20 protein-coding genes and 1 pseudogene are annotated in these 21,113 nt (G+C 61.4%); 13 read left to right on the top strand and 8 right to left on the bottom strand.

Features of this window, described 5'->3' with window-relative positions:
• Window positions 1-90 precede the first annotated feature (90 nt).
• The 6 genes from HF916_RS27915 (at window position 91) to HF916_RS27890 (ending at window position 6,828) form a co-directional block, all read left to right on the top strand.
• A complete protein-coding gene (locus tag HF916_RS27915) occupies window positions 91-2,481 on the top strand; it encodes an ATP-binding protein (RefSeq protein WP_168791949.1) in 2,391 nt (796 codons plus the stop codon).
• A 45-nt stretch (window positions 2,482-2,526) separates the two neighbouring features.
• On the top strand, window positions 2,527-3,261 hold the full coding sequence (locus HF916_RS27910; protein ID WP_168791948.1) for a methyl-accepting chemotaxis protein: 735 nt from the start codon (window positions 2,527-2,529) through the stop codon (window positions 3,259-3,261).
• A complete protein-coding gene (locus HF916_RS27905) occupies window positions 3,258-3,800 on the top strand; it encodes a hypothetical protein (RefSeq protein ID WP_168791947.1) in 543 nt (180 codons plus the stop codon). The genes HF916_RS27910 and HF916_RS27905 overlap by 4 nt, the downstream gene beginning before the upstream one ends.
• Window positions 3,801-3,837: 37 nt before the next feature.
• Window positions 3,838-4,809, top strand: coding sequence for a chemotaxis protein CheX (locus HF916_RS27900; protein WP_168791946.1), 972 nt, complete (start codon window positions 3,838-3,840; stop codon window positions 4,807-4,809).
• A gap of 21 nt (window positions 4,810-4,830) precedes the next feature.
• The gene (locus tag HF916_RS27895; protein WP_007178665.1) at window positions 4,831-5,196 is read left to right on the top strand and encodes a response regulator; all 366 of its coding nucleotides are present in this window, start codon (window positions 4,831-4,833) and stop codon (window positions 5,194-5,196) included.
• 864 nt (window positions 5,197-6,060) lie between these two features.
• On the top strand, window positions 6,061-6,828 hold the full coding sequence (locus tag HF916_RS27890; protein ID WP_168791945.1) for a winged helix-turn-helix domain-containing protein: 768 nt from the start codon (window positions 6,061-6,063) through the stop codon (window positions 6,826-6,828).
• A gap of 57 nt (window positions 6,829-6,885) precedes the next feature.
• Here the strand turns inward: HF916_RS27890 and HF916_RS27885 are convergent, their stop codons facing one another.
• On the bottom strand, window positions 6,886-7,644 hold the full coding sequence (locus HF916_RS27885; RefSeq protein ID WP_168791944.1) for an SDR family oxidoreductase: 759 nt from the start codon (window positions 7,642-7,644) through the stop codon (window positions 6,886-6,888).
• Window positions 7,645-7,768: 124 nt separating this feature from the next.
• Window positions 7,769-8,728 (bottom strand): GlxA family transcriptional regulator, encoded by a 960-nt coding sequence (locus tag HF916_RS27880; protein ID WP_168791943.1) that lies wholly within the window; start codon window positions 8,726-8,728, stop codon window positions 7,769-7,771.
• Window positions 8,729-8,833: 105 nt separating this feature from the next.
• Between HF916_RS27880 and HF916_RS27875 the strand changes: the two genes are divergently transcribed.
• The 4 genes from HF916_RS27875 to HF916_RS27860 all read left to right on the top strand — a co-directional run bounded on the left by HF916_RS27875 (window position 8,834) and on the right by HF916_RS27860 (window position 13,415).
• Window positions 8,834-9,769 (top strand): LysR family transcriptional regulator, encoded by a 936-nt coding sequence (locus tag HF916_RS27875; protein WP_168791942.1) that lies wholly within the window; start codon window positions 8,834-8,836, stop codon window positions 9,767-9,769.
• Window positions 9,770-9,880: 111 nt separating this feature from the next.
• Entirely contained in the window at window positions 9,881-11,074 is a 1,194-nt protein-coding gene (locus tag HF916_RS27870; protein ID WP_168791941.1) for a CaiB/BaiF CoA transferase family protein, read from the top strand.
• Entirely contained in the window at window positions 11,071-12,024 is a 954-nt protein-coding gene (locus HF916_RS27865) for a hydroxymethylglutaryl-CoA lyase (RefSeq protein WP_168791940.1), read from the top strand. The genes HF916_RS27870 and HF916_RS27865 overlap by 4 nt, the downstream gene beginning before the upstream one ends.
• Before the next feature lie 59 nt (window positions 12,025-12,083).
• Window positions 12,084-13,415 carry an MFS transporter gene (locus tag HF916_RS27860; protein ID WP_168791939.1) on the top strand — a complete coding sequence of 444 codons (1,332 nt, stop codon included), beginning with the start codon at window positions 12,084-12,086 and terminating at the stop codon, window positions 13,413-13,415.
• Between the two features lie 223 nt (window positions 13,416-13,638).
• On the opposite strand, the gene HF916_RS27855 is transcribed toward HF916_RS27860, so the two are convergent.
• The 6 genes and pseudogenes from HF916_RS27855 to HF916_RS27835 form a co-directional block, all read right to left on the bottom strand.
• The gene (locus tag HF916_RS27855) at window positions 13,639-14,031 is read right to left on the bottom strand and encodes a hypothetical protein (protein ID WP_168791938.1); all 393 of its coding nucleotides are present in this window, start codon (window positions 14,029-14,031) and stop codon (window positions 13,639-13,641) included.
• Window positions 14,012-14,191, bottom strand: a complete 180-nt coding sequence (locus tag HF916_RS52110; protein WP_431311437.1) for a transporter — start codon at window positions 14,189-14,191, stop codon at window positions 14,012-14,014. Before HF916_RS52110 ends, HF916_RS27855 begins: the two co-directional genes overlap by 20 nt.
• 210 nt (window positions 14,192-14,401) lie before the next feature.
• Window positions 14,402-14,674, bottom strand: a complete 273-nt coding sequence (locus HF916_RS27845) for a hypothetical protein (protein WP_168791937.1) — start codon at window positions 14,672-14,674, stop codon at window positions 14,402-14,404.
• A 97-nt stretch (window positions 14,675-14,771) separates the two neighbouring features.
• Complete coding sequence (locus HF916_RS27840) at window positions 14,772-16,217, bottom strand: putative bifunctional diguanylate cyclase/phosphodiesterase (RefSeq protein ID WP_168791936.1); 1,446 nt, start codon at window positions 16,215-16,217, stop codon at window positions 14,772-14,774.
• Between the two features lie 421 nt (window positions 16,218-16,638).
• Window positions 16,639-16,752: pseudogene (locus tag HF916_RS52105) on the bottom strand (IS6 family transposase); the annotation flags it as partial.
• A 151-nt stretch (window positions 16,753-16,903) separates the two neighbouring features.
• The gene (locus HF916_RS27835) at window positions 16,904-17,815 is read right to left on the bottom strand and encodes a LysR substrate-binding domain-containing protein (RefSeq protein ID WP_168792177.1); all 912 of its coding nucleotides are present in this window, start codon (window positions 17,813-17,815) and stop codon (window positions 16,904-16,906) included.
• 177 nt (window positions 17,816-17,992) lie between these two features.
• Here HF916_RS27835 and HF916_RS27830 point away from each other — a divergent pair, with 177 nt between their 5' ends.
• The 3 genes from HF916_RS27830 to HF916_RS27820 all read left to right on the top strand — a co-directional run bounded on the left by HF916_RS27830 (window position 17,993) and on the right by HF916_RS27820 (window position 21,112).
• Window positions 17,993-19,276, top strand: coding sequence for a hypothetical protein (locus HF916_RS27830; protein ID WP_206001869.1), 1,284 nt, complete (start codon window positions 17,993-17,995; stop codon window positions 19,274-19,276).
• Window positions 19,277-19,384: 108 nt separating this feature from the next.
• A complete protein-coding gene (locus HF916_RS27825) occupies window positions 19,385-20,323 on the top strand; it encodes a glutamate/aspartate ABC transporter substrate-binding protein (RefSeq protein ID WP_240975517.1) in 939 nt (312 codons plus the stop codon).
• Between the two features lie 51 nt (window positions 20,324-20,374).
• Window positions 20,375-21,112 (top strand): amino acid ABC transporter permease, encoded by a 738-nt coding sequence (locus HF916_RS27820; RefSeq protein ID WP_168791935.1) that lies wholly within the window; start codon window positions 20,375-20,377, stop codon window positions 21,110-21,112.
• Window position 21,113 lies beyond the last annotated feature (1 nt).

Below are 21,113 nucleotides of genomic sequence, written 5' to 3'. Positions count from 1 at the left end.
CTCCGCAGCGCTGCAAGTCAGACCAAATTTCGCATAAAACGCGCTGCTCCCAACGAGGGCTGACGCGAAGGCCAGACCCCGGGGGTTCACATGACTATTCGTCATCGCATCACGCTATTGGTTGTTTTGATGTTCGTCGCCCTATCGGCGATCGGCGGCTACGCCGTCTACCAGACGCGCGGCAGCGCCGCCGAGGTGCGCAAGGTAACGGAAGGCGTCGTGCCCAGCGCGCTCGCATCCGCCGACCTCGTTTCGCAAGTCAAGGATGTGCAACTCGCCACGATGACGCTGGTCTACGCGCCCGACGCCAACATGGTCGCCCAGGCACAGGACGACCTGAAGAAGAAGCGGACCTCGCTGCAACAGGCGCTCGCCTTGCAAGCGAAAGATGCCGCGAGCCATGCCCAGAAGGGTCTCGTCTCGCAGGCCAACGACAGCCTGGAGAACTACTTTTCCGCGATCGCCGAGACGGCCAAAATGAAGGCCGACGGCAAGAACGAACTCGCGCAGGCTTATTTGTTCGCCAACGTTGCGCAGTATCGCGACGAACTCGAAGGGATCGTCGAGACCTTGCGCGTCGAAAAGAATCGCGAGAAAGACGACGCGATCAGCACGCTGAACACCACGCTCTCGACTACGACCACGGCCATCGCCGTCGTCACGGGCATCGCGATCATTTTGCTGACATCCATCGGTTCGCTGCTCTACCGGCAGATCACGCGCCCGCTCAGCCGCATGCAGGCCATGATGAGCGAGATCGCCTCGAGCCAGGACTTTACGCGGCGCGTGCCGGTTGGGCGATTCGACGAGATCGGCCATTCAATCGTCGCCTTCAACGGCATGATCGAGAAGATCCAGGAAAGCTCGGCGCAACTCAAGCAGAAAACCGCTGACATTCAGGCGATGTTGCAGAACATGCAGCAAGGCATTCTCACCGTGATCGACGGCGCCGTGATTCACGCCGAGTACTCGGCGTATCTGGAAGACATCTTCGAAACGAAGGATATTGCCGGGCGCGGTTTGATGGATCTGGTGTTCGCGGATACCGACCTCGGTTCGGACGCGCTCTCGCAAGTCGATGCCGCCGCGCATGCGTGTCTCGGCGAAGACTGCATCAACTTCGCGTTCAATCAGCATCTGCTGGTCGGCGAGATTTCCAAACGTATGACCGACGGGCGCGTGAAGATTCTCGATCTGAGCTGGTCGGCGATCACCGATGAAAACGACGTGATCGGGCGCCTGATGCTGTGCGTGCGCGATGTCACCGAATTGCGCAAGCTCGCAGCGGAAGCCAGCGAACAGCGCCGCCGCCTCGACATGATCGGTGAGATTCTCGCGGTCAGCGAGGAGAAGTTCCACCACTTCATCGAGAGTTCGGCGGGCTTTGTCAGCGAGAACGAGCGGATCATTCGCAAGCATTCGGAGGCAGATCACGCGGCAATTGCCGAGCTGTTCCGCAACATGCACACCATCAAGGGCAATGCGCGGACCTACAACCTGCAGCATCTGACCAACGTCGTGCACGAGACCGAGCAGAGCTATCACGAGTTGCGCCAACCGGACGCGGATCGCTCGTGGGATCAGGAGCATCTGATGAGCGAACTGACGCGCGTGCGCGAAGCCATCGAGAGCTACGCGAAGATCAACGAACAGAGCCTTGGCCGCAAGAACAAGAGCCTGACGAACGACGCTGCCAACTCCGCTCACTACGTAATGGTCGCGAAGGACCATATCCAGCACACGCTGAGCATGCTGGAGCAAACCAACGCCGGCGAACTGCACGAACTTCAGTCGATGCGCGATGCGCTGCGCCGCACGCTGCGCGCACTGGGCAGCGAGAGCGTGCGCGACGCGCTCGCCGGCGTGCTGGACTCGCTGCCGTCGCTCGCGAGCGAGCTGGGCAAGCCCGCGCCGGACGTGCGTATCGACGACAACGGTTATCGTCTGCGTGGCCAGGCGGGCGGCACGCTGAACAACGTGTTCATGCATCTGCTGCGCAATTCGATGGATCACGGCATTGAAACCGCCGAGGCGCGCAGCGCCCACGGCAAGGTGCAGGCCGGCGCGATCGAGATCGACGTCGGCGTGGACAACGGCGCGCTGCAGATCACGCTGAGTGACGACGGCCGCGGCCTCGCGCTCGAACGCATTCGCGGCATCGCTATGGAGCGCGGCTGGATCGGTCAGGATGACACGCTGAGCGACGAAGCCATCGCCGATTTCATTTTCCGGCCGGGCTTCTCGACCGCGGAAACGGTCACAGAGTTGTCGGGCCGTGGTGTGGGCATGGACGCCGTGCGCGATTTCCTCAAGCGCGCAAACGGCAGCATCGAACTGCGCTTCACCGACGATCGCAAAGGCGCGGCGTTCCGTCAGTTCCAGACGATCGTCTGCCTGCCGGATAGCGTTGCCGTCGATACGCTCGGCGTGGAAGCGCGTGGCGAAGCCGGCGCACTGCAACTCGACGCGATGGTGGACTGAGCGCCGCATCGGCGTACGTCGCGACGGCATTTGAAGGGAACGGTTGTGATTCAACAGTATGTATTGGCGGTGGCAGCAGGCAGCGCGGTGACCGCGCTGCTGGCATTTGCCGCGCACAGGCTGCACAGCGCGAAGCTGACGGAGCGGCTGCGTGCCGAAGCGCAAGCCAGCATTTCCAGGCTTGAGGCTGAGCGGGCCGATCACGGCGCAGCCATTCGCGAGCGAGAGCAGGCCGAGCAGGAACTGCACGCGTTGACCACGCAGTTGCGCGAGGAACTCGCGCAACAACAAAGCAAGGCCGACGAACTGCGCGCCGCACTGAAGGCGGCTAGCGAAGACAAAGACCAGCTGGCGCATCAAGCACGGCAGATCGCCGGCGAAGCCGAGCGTCTGAAGAGTCTCGGCGCGACGTTCGAGCGCTGGCACGAACAGATGATCTCGCTGATGACGCAAAACCACGACATGCACGCGAAGAATCAGGAGCTGTCGTCGATCGTGCGGCACGTGGTGATCGTGTCGCTGAACGCGTCGATCGAGGCCGCGCGCGCGGGGCCGGCGGGTCGAGGCTTCGCCGTGGTGGCGAGTGAAGTGCGCGCGCTCGCTGCACGTTCCGAAGAACTATCGAAGAGCTATCGCGACAGCCTGCATCGCAACGACCTGACCACGACGTCCACGTTTCAGGACATTCAGGCGGGCGGCAAGATGATCGCGGCATCGCTTGCCAGCGTCGAGTCGTTGGCTCATCAGTTTCATGCGAAGCTGCACGAGGTGGCGGCGTGATCTCGGCCCACGCCACGGACAGCTTCGACCGCATTTTCCGCAAGGCGTCGCAGGCGCGCTTACCGCTGAATTCGGGCGATCTGTGCGAAATCACGCCGATGGCGGACGTCAGCGTCGGCGTTTCCAAAAACACGCAAGTGGTCGTGCTGACCATTTCGTCGATCGTGTTCAGATTGCTGCTGATCCTCCATTTCGACGAAGACGACAGCACGCGCAGCTACTACCTGAAAGGCTCCACCGAAGAACGCAACTTCCAGGAAGCCTTTCTGGAAATCTGCAACCTGTGTTGCGGGGCGATGAATCAGGAGTTGCTGCGCTATTTCCCCGACCTCGGCATGTCGACGCCCTACGTGCTGAACGCGCGTTGCCTGCCGCATCTGCATGAATTGAAGCCGGCTTTGCTGTCGTCATATTCGATCACGCTCGACGGCAGCGTGCGGCTTGCCGCGACGATTTGCGTGTGCGCGCATGCGCCGCTCGACTTCGTCGCCGATACGAGCGCTGTCGAAGAAACCAGCGGCGAGCTGGAGTTGTTCTGACCGTGAAATGAATAGCCGCTGTGAGCAGGAACGCGACATGAACATGAACAAGCCGGTCAGCAAAGTGCTGGTGCTGGACGACTGCCCGGCGCACAAAGAAGCGCTGAAGCGCTTTTGCGACGAGAACAATCTGGTCGGCGTGAAAGTCGGCAAGAACCGTCTGCAGTCGGTGCTGCGCTCGAACATCGATCTGGGCGCGGTGCTGTTTGCCGAGCGTTATGGCGGCTCGCCGGAAGCGAGCGCCGAAATCGCGATCAGGATCAACGCGGTGCGCCCCGAGTTGCCGATCATCATGCGCCGCGACAACGATCCCGGCATGGACGGCTTGCCGGAGAGCTTGCGACGCGTGGTCTGCGCCGCGTACGTGGCGCACGATATGGCGCCGCTGCGCCAGGTGATCGACGACTACATCTTCAGCCTGGATTATCCGAACGCGCTGGTGCGCGGCATCGCCGACATGACGCAGGCGATTCTCGGCGATGTGTTCAAGGACCTGACCATCACGTGCGACACGCCGTATATCGTGCGCGACCGCATCATCTTCGGCGAAGTGTTCAGCCTGATTCCGCTGGAAAGCGCTTGGTGCCGCGGCTACATGATGATGCAGGCCGAAGAGACGCCGATCCTCGAACTGCTCGATCGCTATCAGATGGTCGACAACGCGCGGCACGGCGAAGCGGATTTCCGCGACCTGAACAGCGTGCTGGGCGAAGTGACGAATCTGATCTGGGGTTCCTTCAAGAACCGCTATGTCGGCGACGCGGACGCCTGGGCGCGCAGCCAGGTGCAGGTGCCGTTGCTGGTGAATCACAAGCACAAGTACATCTCGTTCGGCAGCGGCAATCCGCAACTGTGCTTCACGTATTGGTTGAAGGACCCGCAGTCGAACCGTGCGGTCAAGTTGCATCAACGTTTTGTGTTCAGCCTGAGCTGGTCGCCGGAGGACTTCAAGGAAGTCACGGACGACGTCGGCGCAATGGTCGAGGCAGGCGAACTGGATCTGTTCTGAGTGTTGTCATAGGAAAAAAACATGTCGAAAATTCTGGTGGTGGATGACTCGAGCACGGTGCGCGACGAAGTAGCCGGCTTTCTGAAGAAGAACGGTCTGGACGTCGACACGGCCGTGGACGGCAAGGACGGCCTCGCCAAGCTGAAGGCCAGCCCCGGCATCAAGCTGGTGATCAGCGACGTCAACATGCCGAATATGGACGGTCTGACGATGGTCGAGAAGATCCGCGGCGAGCTCGCGAACAAGACCGTCAACGTCATCATGCTCACAACCGAGAGCAGCCCGGCGATGAAGGAGCGTGGCAAGGCAGCCGGCGTGAAAGGCTGGATCGTCAAGCCGTTCAAGGGCGACGCGGTGCTGGAAACGTTCCGCAAACTGGCGAGCTAAGCACCTCTTTCAATGCAGGCGAGCGCAAAGGTGAGAGTTTTCGGGAGTCTCGCGCGGGCCCGTGTTTAAGTCTGTTTCGCAGTCGCGGCGGCTGTCGAAACACGGGCTAAATGCCAATAAACCGGCTGGCGCAGTGATCGACTCGATGCTTCCGGATGCCTCAGCTTGCTCAAAGGTGAGGATATTCGGGACCTTCCGCGTATTCGCGCGACGCTCGCCGCAAAGCCTGGTCTATCGCGGCATGCGCGGACCATGCCGCTTTCTCCGCGCTTCGCGCCTCAGAGTCGAAACGGTGAGCGGAGAAATCGATCCGCACTCACCAGCTGACTCTGTTCGCAACACGATGGTGTCGCAATGGCCGGCACGGATCGATCACACTGCGCATCTCTCGCGTAAATCTCACGTCTCCATCACGTGCAAAGGCCCGCACGCGCTCCACCGCTTACCTGGGTATGCAAATTACTCCACCGACTTTAAAGGTGAGGGTTTGCGGGAGTGGCCTGTTTTGGAGTAGGCGAACCAAGCCCAGCAAGCCTTTGCGGCCTGCCCCCAAGCTCGAAAGGTGAGGGTTTTCGGGAGCAATCCGACACGCACCTCGCCTCGAACCCCAAGCGCTCCGTGTCAAAGGTGAGGTTTTTCGGGAGCAGACCGGTGAATCGTACGGTGCGTCACACGCGCCGACTCGTATCACGTTTCGCGTTGAAAGAGTTGGGAAGAAATTGGCAACCTTGGGGGCTGTTCCGCGTTTTGAGAACACCCGCATGCAGGGAAGATGGCGACGCGGACGACAGGGTGCGCGGATCGGCTATATCCGCCTGCCAGATGCCTGTCTCTGAAAAACGATCGTCTCCTGGAATCAGTTGGATGAGTCAGCATATTCTTTTCGTGGGTGCCGACGCCGGCTTGACTGCCGTGGTGGGCGAATCATTGCGCGGGCAGGGCTGCGGCGTGTCAGCACGTCCGCCTGCCGCTGGGCTCAAACACGTGATCGAGATGGAGCGGCCTTCGTTGCTGGTCCTCGATATCTCGGCGCCGCATGGCGACGGTCTCGCTGTCTTGCGCGATTTGCGCATGAGCGGCAACGACGTGCCCGTGATTCTGCTTTCGGCAAGCAGCAAAGCGATTGATCGCGTGATCGGTCTCGAACTCGGCGCCGACGACTTCATGAGCAAGCCCGCCGACCCGGCCGAGCTGCTCGCGCGCATTCGCGTCTTGCTGCGACGGCGCGGCACGCTCGCGCCAGGTGCGCCGGAGACGCGGCCGCCGTATCGCTTCGGCCGCTGCGAACTGAACTTCTCCGCCCGTGAATTGCGCCGCGACAACGAGCACTTTGCGTTGCGCAGTTCCGAGTTCGCGTTGCTCAAAATCTTCGTCAATCACGCGATGACTGTGCTCACGCGCGTGCAACTCAACGAGAAACTGCGCGGCAATAGCGTGCTGCATCAAGGGCGCAGTTTGGACGTGTCGATCTGGCGGCTGCGTCGGCTGATCGAGATCGATCCGTCCGAGCCGCGCTATGTGCAAACGGTGTGGGGACGCGGCTATGTGTTCGTGCCGCACGGCGAACTCGGCGCGGCCGAGCGCGGTGTGATGGTCGCGCCCGGCGTGCAAATCCGCGGTGAATCAGGCTAAAGGTGAGAGTTTTCGGGAGCGCTTGATACGCTCCGTTGCTGCTCCGTTATCAGCGCATCACGCCGGCTTCGCGATCTCGCGAATGTCCGCGACCGGCGTTTGGCCGAAAGCATCGCTCAATGCGTAATCGAGCAACTGGGTGGCGCATTGTTCAGGCGTCGACAGTTGGCCGTTGCGCTTGAGTTCTTCGAATCGCTCGCGCATGGGGAACTGTTCGACGCCGCTGCCGCGAATCTCCGCCTGCATATTCGTATCGATCACGCCCGGCGCCAGACTGCAGATACGCAACGCGCGATTCGCATCGAGCGCGACGGCGCGCGCGTGATGATCGAGCGCGGCCTTGGTCGCGCAGTAGATGCTCCAGCCGGGATACGCGTTGCGCGCCGCGCCACTGGAAATGTGCACGATGCGCCGATCGGTTGCGTCGACGGCGGCTGCGGCGAGCGCGCTGGCCAGCATCAGCGGCGTGGCGACATTGAGGCTCACGGCGCTCGCGATGGATGCCGCGTCTTGTCCTTCAATCGGGCCGATGGGTTGCACCATACCCGCGTTGTTGATCAGCAGAACCGTTTGCGCGCCGCTGACGAATTCACGCAGCGCATCGCTCGCGATCCATTGCGCGACGCGCGCGGTGTCGGCCAGTTCCAGTTCGATTTCTTCGAGCAGCGCCGGGAAGCGCGCTTTGAGCGCATCGTGACGCGAGCGGGACAACCCCAGCACGGCGATATCGCGAGCCAGAAGTTGTTCGGCGAGCGCCGCGCCCAGACCGCGTGTGTGGCCGGTGACGATCGCACGGATCGGAGAAGGGGTGGTCATGTCGGTCCTTGGGATCGTTGGCTTTGAAAGGCGGCTATTTTCTCACGCGACGTTTTTCCGCGTGCGGTGACGCTCACTGCGCGCGCGTGCCCGTGCGGTTCACCGCGTGCCCGTGCGCTTCACTTCAAGCCGAGCGAAAACGCTCGCGATACTGCATCGGCGTCGCGCCGATTCGTTTGGTGAAGACGATACGCATGCGGTCCGCCGTGCCGAAACCGCAGTCGTACGCAATGGCCTTGAGCGCCGCACCGCTACTTTCGAGCAGCTTGCGCGCCGCATCCACACGCGCGCGTTCGACGAACTCGTGCGGCGTCACGCCGGTCTCCTGCACGAACACGCGCGCGAAGTTGCGGGCGCTCATGCCCGCGACATCCGCGAGTTGCTTCACCGAAAAGCTCTCGCGAATCCGTTCCATGACGTGCGCCTGGACTTTGGCGACTGGCGAGGTGTCGTCGGCGGCCGCTGTCAGGTAGGGGCTGAATTGCGACTGGCCACCTTGCCGCTGCGCGAACACCACCAGACGTTTGGCGACGGCAAGCGCCGTGTGCGGACCGTGATCTTCGGCGACTAGAGCGAGCGACAGATCGATGCCCGCGGTCACGCCAGCTGATGTGACGAGTTGCCCATCGCGCAGATAGATGCGGTCGAAGTCGACGCGCGCCTTTGGAAATTGCGCCGCCAGTTGCGCTGCGTGCTGCCAATGCGTCGTCACGTTGCGGTCGTCGAGCAGGCCTGCGTGACCGAGCGCGAACGCGCCGGTGCAGATCGAACCGTAGCGGCTGCACTGGCTGGCGACGTTCGCCAGCCAGTCGAGCAAGGGCGCATCAGGTGTAGTGTCCGGCAGCGCCGGGCCGCCCGCGACCAGCGCAAGATCGAACGGACCGCGCGCTTTGTCGAAGGTAGCGTCGGCGACCAGCATCATGCCGTTGGACGCGCGCAGCGGTGCGGCGTCGGCGCTGAGCAACTTCACCTCGTAGGCATCCGCGGGCGCGATGAACCGGTTGGCTTCGGAAAACACATCGACGGGACCGGCGACGTCGAGCGCCTGCACGCCGGGAAAGATCGCGATCGCGACGGTGGGCATCGGAAGACTTCCTTTGACGAGGGACGGAATCCGCGAGGGCTCGGCACCTATTTTTTGCATCTGGCGTCAGAATAGGCGGATCGCACAACAACGCGGCGCCCCGCCATGGTAATCAAAAACCTTCTCCGAAGGCTCGACCTCACCACGCTGCAACTCTTTCTCGCGGTCTACGAGGAAGGCACGCTCACGCGTGCCGCCGAGCGCGAGGCGATCGCCGTCTCCGCCGCGAGCAAGCGTCTGCTCGAACTCGAACAGGCAGTCGGCGCCACGCTGTTCCAGCGCAACGCGCGCGGCATGACGCTCACGCCAGCGGGCGAAACGCTGCTGCACCATGCGCGCCGCGTGATGCGCGACATCGAAAACATCGGCATCGAACTGGCCGGTCATGCGAGCGGCGTGCGCGGCTATGTGCGCATGATGGCCAACCTGTCGGCGATCGTCGAATTCCTGCCGGAGGACTTGCGCGCGTTCCAGTTGCAGCACGAGCGCGTCAAACTCGATCTGGAAGAGCGGCCGAGCGGCGGCGTGGTCGAAGCCGTCGACGACAGCCTCGTCGACGTCGGCATCTGTTCCGGCGACGCCGACACGCGCGATCTGCATGTCGAACACTACCGGCATGATTCACTGGTGCTCGTGATGCGCGACGATCATCCACTGGCGTCGCGCGAAAGTGTCGCCTTCGTCGAAACGCTGGACGGCGATCACGTCGGTCTGCACGCCGCGAGTTCGATCAATGCCCGCACGCATCTCGCCGCGCGTCAGGCGGGCAAGCCGCTGCGGCTGCGCATCCACGTGCCCGGCTTCGACGCGGTCTGCCGGATGGTGCAGGCCGGCATGGGCGTCGGGGTGTTGCCGCTGAAGGTGTATCAACTGATGGGCCGTCCGCTGGGTCTCGTCGGCACGCCGCTCGAAGACGACTGGTCGGCGCGCAGCCTCGTGCTGGTGGTGCGCGACGTCGACGCATTGTCGCCGGTGAGCCGCCTGCTGTTCGACCACCTGCGCTCGATCGAAGCCTCGGAAGCCCCGCCGGCCCTCGCTTGACAAGGAGCATTCGCCGTTCACGAACGGTCGTTGGTGAATTGCGGTTGGACGCTGTAGCCGTGCCGCTCATAAGCTGTCTCTCAACACGAAACCAGCTTTGGAGACAGCACAATGGGTGGACCGCTTCAGGGTATCCGCGTCATCGAGATCGGAACCCTTATCGCCGCGCCGTTTGCCGCGCGCCTCATGGCCGAGTTCGGCGCCGACGTCATCAAGATCGAAGCGCCCGAGACCGGCGATCCCCTTCGCAAATGGCGCAAGCTGCATGAGGGCACTTCGCTCTGGTGGTATCTGCAGTCGCGCAACAAGAAGTCCATCTGCGTGAATCTGAAGTCGGCGGACGGTGTCGAGATCGTCAAACGGCTCGCGGCCGACGCCGATGTCGTGATCGAAAACCTCCGTCCCGGCGCGCTCGAAAAGCTCGGCCTCGGCTGGGACGTGCTGCACGCCATCAATCCGAAACTGACGATGGTCCGCATTTCCGGCTACGGCCAGAGCGGTCCGTATCGTGATCGGCCGGGCTTCGGCGCGATCGGCGAGGCGATGGGCGGCATTCGCTACACGACCGGCGACGTGGACGGTGCGCCGGCGCGCGTCGGCGTGAGTCTCGGCGATTCGCTCGCGTCGTTGCATGGCGTGATCGGCGCGCTGATGTCGTTGCTGCGCGTGAAGACCGGACAGGGCGAAGGCCAGGTGGTCGATGTCTCGCTGGTCGAGAGCGTGTTCAATCTGATGGAAAGCCTCGTGCCCGAATACGATCTGCTCGGCCACGTGCGCGAACGCAGCGGCGGTGCGTTGCCGGGCATCGCGCCGTCGAATACATATCGCACGGAAGACGAAGGCTTCGTCGTAATCGCCGGCAATAGCGATCCGATTTTCAAGCGCCTGATGCAGGTGATCGGCCGTCCCGATCTCGCAGACGATCCCGCGTTGGCGCGTAACGACGGGCGTGTTCAGCACTGCGCGATGCTCGATCAGGCCATCACCGAGTGGACCTCGCATCACTCCACCGACGACGTGCTGGCGGCGCTCGAACGCGCTGAAGTGCCGTCGGGGCGCATCTATTCGGTGGCCGACATCGTCGCCGATCCGCACTACCAGGCACGCGACATGTTGTTGGAGGCGCAACTGCCGGGCGGCGCGTCGGTGAAGATGCCGGGGATCGTGCCGAAGCTCTCGGACACGCCGGGCGAAGTGCGTTGGCAAGGGCCGGCGCTCGGCGAACATACCGGCAGCGTGCTCAGCGAACTGGGATTCGCCGACGAAGATATCGAGCGGCTGCGCCGCGAAGGAGCCGTGCAATGACTCGCGCTTTGAACACCCCGCACTACGACAAACTGATCGTGCAGGAAGTCGCGCCGCGCGACGGCTTGCAGATCGAACCCACCTGGGTCGACACGCCCGACAAGATCGCGCTGATCAATGCGTTGTCTACCGCTGGTTTTACACGCATCGAGGCCGGCTCGTTCGTCTCGCCGAAAGCGATCCCTGCCCTGCGTGACGGCGACGCCGTGTTCCAGCAGATCGAGCGGCAACCCGGCGTGATCTACGTCGCGCTGATCCCGAATCTGAAGGGCGCCGAACGCGCGCTGGCTTCGCGTGCCGATGAACTGAACCTCGTGATGTCCGCGAGTCAGACCCACAACCGCGCCAACATGCGGATGAGTTGCGAGTCGTCGCTGGTGGCGTTCGGCGATATCGTGCGGCACGTGAAGGGCTCGGGCGTGCTGTTGAACGCGTCGGTGGCAACCGCGTTCGGCTGTCCGTTCGAAGGCAAGATCGACGAAGACCGCGTGATCAGCATTGTCGATACGTATCGCGAGATGGGGATCGAGGGCATCACGCTCGCCGACACGACCGGCATGGCGAACCCGCGCCAGGTGACGCGACTGGTTACTCGCGTGCTGGAACGGCTGCCGGCCACCGCGCTCACGCTGCACTTTCACAACACGCGCGGGCTGGGTCTCGCAAATGTGCTGGCGGCCTACGAAGCCGGCGCGCGCCGCTTCGACGCCGCGTTGGGCGGCCTTGGCGGATGTCCGTTCGCGCCGGGCGCGTCCGGCAACATCTGCACGGAAGATCTCGTGAACCTGTGCGACGAAATGGGCATTCCGACCGGGATCGATCTGGAAAAGCTGATCGCGTTGTCGCGCGGCCTGCCGGCGTTGCTCGGCCACGACGTGCCTGGACAATTGGCGAAGGCGGGTCGTAACTGCGACCTGCATCCCGTGCCTGAATACGTTCTGCAAATCTGACATCCCCTAATCGATTAAACGACCGGATGGCTTCGCCGAATCCGGCTTTGGAGACGAACATGAGTGACCTGGGCGCAGTCGCAACCGGCAACCGCGAGCACAGCGCGAACGATGCCGCGGCCATCATCCGCAAAGTGGCGTGGCGGTTGATGCCGTTGATCATGATCTGCTATCTGTTTGCATTCTTCGACCGCATCAACATCAGCTTCGCGAAGTTCCAGTTGCAGAGCGACCTTGGCTTGTCCGACACCGCTTATGGTCTCGGTGCGAGTCTGTTCGTGATTGGCTACGTGCTGTTCGAAGTCCCAAGCAATCTGTTTTTGTACAAGGTCGGCGCGCGACGCTGGATCGCACGGATCATGATCTCGTGGGGACTGGCGACGGCCGCGATGGTGTTCGTCAGCAACGAATGGCAGTTCTACGGGTTGCGCTTCGTGATCGGCGCCATGGAAGCGGGCTTCGCGCCGGGCGTGCTGTACTACCTGACGCTGTGGTTTCCGCCGAGCTATCGCGGGCGTGTCACGTCGATGCTGTTTCTGGCGTCCGCGTTTTCCGGCCTGGTCGGCGCGCCGCTCGCGGGACTCGTGATTGGACACATGAACGGCGTGCTGGGCATGCCGGGCTGGCACTGGCTGTTTCTGCTCGGCGGCTTGCCGTGCATCGTGCTCGGCTATCTGGTGCTGAAACTGCTGAAGGATCGTATCGAAGACGCGGGTTGGCTGTCGTCCGCGGAAAAGTCCTTTCTGTCCGGGCAGATTGCGCAGCAAAGCCGTCATCCGGACACCGGACATTCGTTGATGGGCGCGATCAGGACACCGGGCTTTCTCACGCTGGGGCTGGTGTACTTCCTGATTCAGGTGGCGTCGTACGGCTTGAACTTCTGGGCGCCGCATCTGATCCACGCGGCGGGTACGAACAATCCGACGGTGATCGGTTTGCTGACGGCGGTGCCTTATATTGCCGGCGCAATCTGCATGGTGGTGGTCGGGCGCTTGTCCGATGCGAGCGGCGAACGGCGCAAGTTCGTGTTCGGCTTGCTGGTCATGTCGGCGATCGGCTTCTTTGCCGCAGGCTTCTTCGACAAGCAGACGGCGTTGCTGGTCGTCGCGCTGGCTGTGATGGGCGCGGGCGTGGTCGCTTCGATTCCGGCGTTCTGGGCGTTGCCACCGAAGCTCGTCACGGGCGCCGGCGCGGCCGGTGGGATCGCCTTGATCAACACGCTCGGGCAGCTGGGCGGGATTGTGAGCCCGATCATGGTGGGACGCGTGCGAGACCTGACCGGCAGTACGACGCCAGCCTTGTATGTGATCGGTGCGATGAGCCTGGTGTGCGCGTTGATCGTGCTGTACGGATTGCCCGATACCTTGCGACGCAAGGAAGCCGCGCGATAAACGTATTCAGGCTGCGCCCTTGTTGCCTACTGCTACAGCGTGCGTCCCTGGGGCCTGCAGAAAACACGATGTTGCTGTTGCCTGCGCACTGCTTTCGACAGGCGCACGGCCGGGCATCGTCACCATCTGGTCCGACGCCCGCCTGGAGCACGAGTTTCTGATTGCCAGCCGGCACGCGCACCGAATGGCACAACCGGCATGCGCAAATCAACCCAGCGATTCGTCATGCCGTCTCCCTCTCGGCGGAGCGTTGCCGCCGCATTGCATCATCGAAAACACGGGCACGCTCTGCTTCAACGAGACACCTCTTTTTCTTTAACGAATGTTCATGCATCTGACTGCCCATGATAGCCAGGTAGTCGTCGAATCTGTTGCGCCTGAAGCGCAAATAGAATTCCTTTCCCGCAAGTCCATTAGCCGATGTGAGTAGCGCACCGTAGTCGACGCCGCTCTCCCCAGCCAGCAGAGCAACAGCTTTCTCGAGCGTGGCATACCGGCTGGACAGCGGATCCATCCGGTCGAAGAGCGCGTGAAAGCGCTGGTAGGGAACCAGCCGTCTGTGTTCACCCATGCGTCGCAGCGTCAATGCGACTTGCTCAACGATATTGAGTTCCATGAATCCTTTCCTGTCCTGAGTCGTTGCCGAGCTGTTGCACGGTTCCGGCCACGAGGCCTACACCGAGACCGTTCGCAAACCTCTTCGATGCCATGATATCGAGCGTGAAAAGAGGTGCATTGTGGTAATCGGTCGCAGTGTTGGTCGGGTAGAACTGCAGGCCCGCGACAACGTTGAGTGAAATAGAGGTCGAATAGATTCGATGCGCGGTCGCTCGTCGAGGCGCCAGCGCCTCCCACCGCGAGCGACGCGGTCACTTCGGTCCAGACATAGGGCACGGTGATGCCGGATGCGAAATCCCACCCACCGGCACCGCCCCATACATGTAGGCTTGTTCGCAACCGGGCCGCCGTCGTCGCTGCGGCGCGTGTCATTGAAGTGGTTGCAGCGCCGACCATCGGGTCCAACCTGTTTCGCTGTCCGGCGCGCCGACTCGCAACGCCCGCGAACCGTCGCCGAAAAACAGCGATTCGGTACAACATGCGCCCGTGTCGCGAATGCCGCGTGTGCCTACGCAGTCGACTTCGTGAATGAAGTGCAGGTTGCCTTCGCGCAGCAGCCCAAGGTACGGGTGGCATTCTTCCGTGGGCGCCTGAGCAGCCCAGCGGTTTAGCAGTGTTGCGGCGATTTCCGCATCGAACATGGTCTCTCTCCTGATTCGCATCCTGTCGGCAACACAAAGACGTCCCCGAAGACGTCGCGACGCGCCGACAATTTCAATTGTTATGTTGCCGAATGCTCTACTGCGTAGCGCGCCGTATATTCGCGCGACTCGCGCCCAGCAGCGCGCCGGCAAATTCATCCGCGCTCGCCGGACGGCTGAACAGGTAACCCTGCAGCATGTCGCAGCCCATCTCGCGCAAGGCCGTTGCCTGTTCGAGGGTTTCCACGCCTTCGGCCGTGATTGTCATGCTGCACGCGTGAGCCATCGTCACAAGCGCACGCGTGATCGCGATCGATTCGCTATCGTGTGGCAAGCCCGCGACGAACGATCGATCGATCTTCAGGTTGTGCAAAGCAAAGCGCTTCAGGTACGACAGCGATGCGTAGCCCGTGCCAAAGTCGTCGAGAGCGAGCGTGACGCCGAGATCCGCCAGTGCTGCCGTCGTCGCCGCAACCGCCGGGTCATCCGGCATTAATACGCGCTCCGTGATTTCCAGTTGCAACGCCAATGGGTCGAGCCCGCTGCGTTCGAGGCACGCGGCAACGTGCCGCACGAGGCGCTCGTTGAACTGGAGCGGCGAAATGTTGACGGAGACAGGCAGGCGCGGCGCAATGCTCCTGCGCCATTGAGCGGCCTGGGCGCAGGCCTGTTCCAGCACCCAGTCGCCTATGCTCTCCATCAGACCGGCCTCCTCCGCAACCGGTACGAACTCGGCTGGCGCGACTTCGCCCAGCTCGCTGCTGGTCCAGCGCAGCAGCGCTTCGGCGCCCACCGCCTCGTGCGACGCGCTGTCAATGATGGGCTGATAGGCCAGCTTCAGTTCACCGGCAGCAAGCGCGTGGTGCAACAACTCCACCACCCTGAAGCGACGTTGCAATTGGTCTTGCAAGCCCTGCGTGAAAAATTGCACCCGGCCGCGGCCGCTCTCCTTCGCGCGACGCATCGCCGAGCCGGCGTCGCGTATCAGCGCGTCCGCATCGCGAGCGCCATCGGAGGAGCAGGCAATGCCGATCGATGCACCCAGGTGATACTCACGGCCCGCAATTTCCAACGGCGCGCTGAACAGGTCCAGGATTCGCAACGCGAACTCGCCGATGGCCGGCGCGTCGCCGCGCTTATCGACGACGACAACGAACTCGTCACCACAGATGCGCCCGAGCAGGTCGTCATGATTCATCAGTCCGGCAAGCCGGCGCGCGACGCCGCGCAAAACGCGGTCGCCAAGATCGTAACCGGCGATATCGTTGACCTTGCCGAAGCAATCGAGATTGATGAAAAGCACGGCGACGCGCGCCGCAGGCATCAATTTCAGCAAATGCTGCACGCGTTCAGCCACGTAAGCGCGGTTATACAAACCGGTGAGCGAATCGAGAAACGACGCATAGCCTAAGTGTCGAATGGGACTCGGCTGTTCACTGCTCACTCCCCAGCGCATATGAAACGCCGCGTCGTCGACCGGCATGCTAGCGGCCAGATCGGGCGGACTTGCCTTGACGCTCGCAATGGTCGCTCGACGAGTCATCTTTGCACTCCTTCTTAGAACTTCGTCCGGCGCGGATAGCCTGAAAACGCTGCTTAATAACGCCGGCGGCGGCGATCTGATCCGTAGCGCACGAGTGAATCTATGTGTTTTGCATGACGAATTGTCATGTAGGTTAGAAGCATGCATACCGGCATGAGCAGCATGATGTGCATTCCTCAGCGCAGGAAGTGATGAACGTGTCGCCACGATATCCGAGAATCGGTGGTGCGAAAACGGGCCGTTTGGGTGAACGCGTAAAGCAAAGGTGAACGCATTGCCGCACGAAGTAATCGACCGGATGAAGATATGGGCTGTCCAGTTAGCGCGAATAGACGGCCTCTGTGGACAATAGTAGTTATCCTTATTGGATAACTTTGTCAGCTGCGATAGCGACTGCCCAACCGTGCCATCTGTCGAAGCGTTACCTGAGTACGGCCCGATGATAGGCCGAGTTCATCTGATGGCTGGGCAACGCGAAGTGCTGCCGGATAGGGGTGAAGCATGAGAGAAACGTTTGCGTGTGACGCGCATCGCGAAGCCGCACATCAGATCATCAGCCGACAGTTCCAGCGCGACCGCGTCGACGTTTTCCTGCAGACGACGCAGTTTAGTGGTCCATGGAATCCAGATTCCAGACTTTGTCCGCTAAATTCCTGACCTATGGGTAATTCAGCAGAACTCTACTTTCAGCACCCGGGGTCCGTGCAAATCGCATTGACGTGTGCCAGCAGGATGTCAACGAAATGACGCGTCAATAGTGATGGTGCCGTGTGTCTCGGCATAGCCATCTGTACGGCGACGTCGATAGTGGGGACAAGCGGTTTGATCAGCAACTGCCCTGCAAACGTACTGGCCACGTAGGGGTTGACGATTCCAATACCGTTGCCGGCTGCAACGAGTGCGCAGATTGCGATTGATGACGTGGTTTCGATCAGAAAATTGTCGGACAAGCCGTGAGCTTGCAGCAGCTTCTTGATTTCGATCGTGAGGTCGTCGGCGTCGCCCAGCGACAGCATCGTTTCGTCGAGCAGCATGGACACGTGGATCTCCGGCTCAACATGCAGCCGGTGACCGGGCGGCAACACGCAAACCGCCGGCACGGTCTTGATGATCACCGGCTCGAAGTCTCGCGGATCGAGCTTGCCTGTGGTCAGCACGACGTCGAACAGATCTTGCCGCAGCAGGTCGGCTAGCTGAGGCGTGCTCAGCGTCTGCATGTTGAGATAGGTGCCCGGAAATTCCGATAGAAATGCGCGCACCACCTGCGGCAGCAGCCCAGCCCCCAGCGTTGGCGTGCAGCCTACGCGGAGCGCGCCCGTGCCCGAGTTACGCATGATTGCGACCACAGATTCGATCTTTTCGAGTCCGTCGAAATGCTTCTGGACGGTTTTGTAGAGCAGCTTACCCTCGCTGGTCGGGCGAAGTCGCCCCTGGTGCATGTCGAAGAGCTTGAACTCGGTGCAACTCTGCAACTCGGCAAGGCGCCGGCTGATTGACGGCTGTGTCGTGTTTAGCATCGAGGCGGCGCCAGTGGTGGTGCCCATCTGCATCACGGCGCGAAAGGCCTGGATCTGCTGGAAATTCAAAGGCCTAGCCATAGTTTCACGGAAGAGGATGGGTGACGGCGTCAAGCCTCGACTATACCAGGAGTGAATAGCCTGTCGAAAAAAAAGAATTACGTTGCATAGGTCACGCAAATATATGATCCCAGCTATCGCATTTCTGGCTGCAATGCTCCCCATCGCGGTCTCACCGATTTCTAAATGCATCAGCTCATGACTTCGTCCTGCGTCATCAAACATCCATGCCCCGTACACCGCTTAGAGTCGGGGGGCAAGCATCACTTCTTCGGTTACTACAACAAATCTGGCTGGGACAAGATGGGCCGCTATTTACTGGCCAATCAGGTGCCGATGATGGATGCGCGTCTTACACCGGAACTGGAGGCCGAAGTTGGCTATTTCGCTCTGGGCGAGAGCGAGGCATTTCGCGCGGTTGGCACCACGCGCGCATGGAACTGGCAAATGGGCTGCCAGCTGCAATGGCTCGATGGTGAACCCGGACGCAAAATCATTTACAACGTCCGCACCGGTGACATGACGGCGCGCTATCCGGGTTTCGGCGCAGCGATCCACGATATCGACAGCAACGCCGCGACGGTGCTGCCGCTGCCTGTCTATGTGGTCGCACCCAACAGCCGCTACGCGCTGTGCATCGATTACCGTCGCCTGTACGTCACGCATGAGACGATTGGATATGGCGAGCACGGTGGCCCCTTCGAACTGCCGCTCGCGCCGTCCGACGACGGCATCTATCGGATGGACCTTGCTACTGGGGCCGCGCAGTTGCTGGTGAGTTACGCCGATTTGCGCAATTTTCACCCAAAGGCGTCGATGGAGAAGGCAATCCACTGGGTGAGCCATATCGAGATCAATCCGGCGTCGTCGCGGATGCTGTTCCTGCATCGTTGGACCGAGCGGGTAGACGACGAGACCTGTTTCCTGCATCGGCTGATCACGATGAACCCGGACGGAACGGTCATGCGCTTGCTTGAATGCTCCGACCATCCATTGCCGCAGCTCGCGGAAGATTTCGATCCTACTGCGGTCGGCACCTTCGACTACGAAAAGTCCGAGTACCAGATTTCTCACCCGCTGTGGCGGGACGAGCGGCACATCATTGTCTGGGGGCCGCATGCGGGCAGCATTCACTATCATCTTTACGAGGACAGTGATTCAGGTCAGGTCGATGTCGTCGGCGAGGGTGTGCTGACAGAGAACGGCCACATGACGTATTCGCCCGTCGATCCGCGCTGGCTGTTGTCCGACACGTATCCGGATACGCAGACCAACGAGCGGGTGTTGTTCCTGTTCGACGCCAAGGAAGGTTTGCGCTACGACATCGGCTCTTTCTACACACCACCCGATCTGACGAAGGAGAACCGCTGCGATCTGCATCCGCGTTGGCGGCGAGACGGCCGCGCGGTGTGCATCGACTCCGTACATGAAGGCGAGCGCCAGATGTATGTACTCGATGTATCGGCCATCACTAGCGCATAAAGCGCGGGACAGGTCGCGCCACGCCGATTTCTCCAACTCGCTTTCCTGGAGGCGGACAGCCCGCGCCGACTGCCAAAATCGAAATCAACCTCACATAGGGGAGACACCATGCAACAAACCCGTTCCGGATCGAGTCCGCGCCATGCATTCGGCGCATGCCTTTCAGCGCTTGCAGCCGCGCTTGCCGTCGTGTCCCTGCCCGTAGTGGCGGCCGATGCGGTGCCGACCGGTACGCTCAAGAAGATCCAGGACCAGCACGTTGTCACCATCGGCTATCGCGACGCGTCAATCCCGTTCTCATACTATGACGCACAACAAAAGCCGATTGGCTATTCAATCGACATCGCGAATCTGATTATCGACCGGATCAAGGCGCAACTAAAGCAGGGCGACCTGCAGGTGCGCATGATTCCGATTACGTCGCAGAACCGAATTTCGCTGCTGCAGAATGGCACGATTGACTTCGAGTGCACAAGCACGACAAACAACGCGGCGCGAGCGCAGCAGGTCGATTTTTCTAACAGCTTCTTTGAAATCGGCACGCGCCTGCTCGTCAGGCAGAACTCCGGTATCCATGACTTCGGCGACCTCAAGGGCAAGACGGTTGTCGTCGGTGCAGGCACCACGTCGGAGAAGACCATTCGCAGCATGAACGTCGAGAAATCGATGGGCATGAACATTATCAGCGCAAAGGATCACAGCGAATCGTTCCTGATGCTCTCCACCGGCCGCGCCAAGGCGATGATGATGGATGACGCGCTGCTGGCTGGTGAGCGTGCCAAAACCAGCCATCCGGACGATTACGCAATCGTCGGCACGCCGCAATCATTCGAGGCCTATGGCTGCATGCTGCGCAAGAACGATGCGGAGTTGAAAGCGGTGATGGATGGAGCGATTGCGGATGCCGAGCGTTCCGGCATGGCCGCGACAATCTACAAGAAATGGTTTATGGCGCCGATTCCGCCGAAGGGGATCAATCTCGACTTTCCGATGTCCGCTCGCATGCAGGCGCTGTTCGCGCATCCGAACGATAAACCGGCGTCCTGACGGGCGGTTGTCATTTGCGGTGGGCCATGGTCCGCCGGCCTGGAGGGGTTTATGGATTACTCGTGGCATTGGGGTGTGCTGCTGCAGGCCGTGTCCACCGGCGAGCACGCGACTTACCTCGGATGGCTGTTTTCCGGCCTGCTCAACACCGTGCTGCTAACCGTGTCGGCCTACGCGTTGGCGCTTGTGGTTGGCACCGGATTCGGGATTCTTCGCACGCTGCCCAGCCGTCCTGCGGCGATGCTTGGCACCGCGTACGTGTCGGTGTTCCGCGGCGTGCCGCTGATCGTGCAGTTCTTTATCTGGTTCTTTGTCGTGCCGGAACTGCTGCCGACGGTGCTGGGCGACTGGTTCAAAGACCTGCCGCCGTATGCGCAGTTCCTGTCGGTGTCGATTTTCTCGCTCGGGATATATACAGGATCACGTATCTGCGAACAGGTGCGCGCTGGCATTCAGGCGCTGCCGCGCGGCCAGTTCGACGCGGGGTTCGCGCTGGGTCTGACGCGCGCGCAGACCTACCGTTACGTGTTGCTGCCGGTGACGTTCCGCACCATTCTGGGTCCGCTCACATCCGAGTTTCTGATCATTTCAAAAAATTCCGCTGTCGCTTCGACGATTGGCCTACTGGAATTGTCGGGTCAGGCGCGTCAGTTGGTCGATTACACCGCACAGCCCTATGAGTCGTTCATCTGTGTGACGCTGGCCTATATGGCACTGAACTTTGCGATTCTGCACGGCATGAACTGGATTCGTCGCCAAACCCGTCTGCCGGGCTTGCTGGGAGATTGAG

The organism is Paraburkholderia aromaticivorans (genome assembly GCF_012689525.1).
In the GTDB taxonomy this organism is placed as follows: Bacteria; Pseudomonadota; Gammaproteobacteria; order Burkholderiales; family Burkholderiaceae; genus Paraburkholderia; species Paraburkholderia aromaticivorans_A.
The sequence above is the reverse complement of the archived record's forward strand: the minus strand, read 5'-3'. Positions and strand labels throughout refer to the sequence as shown.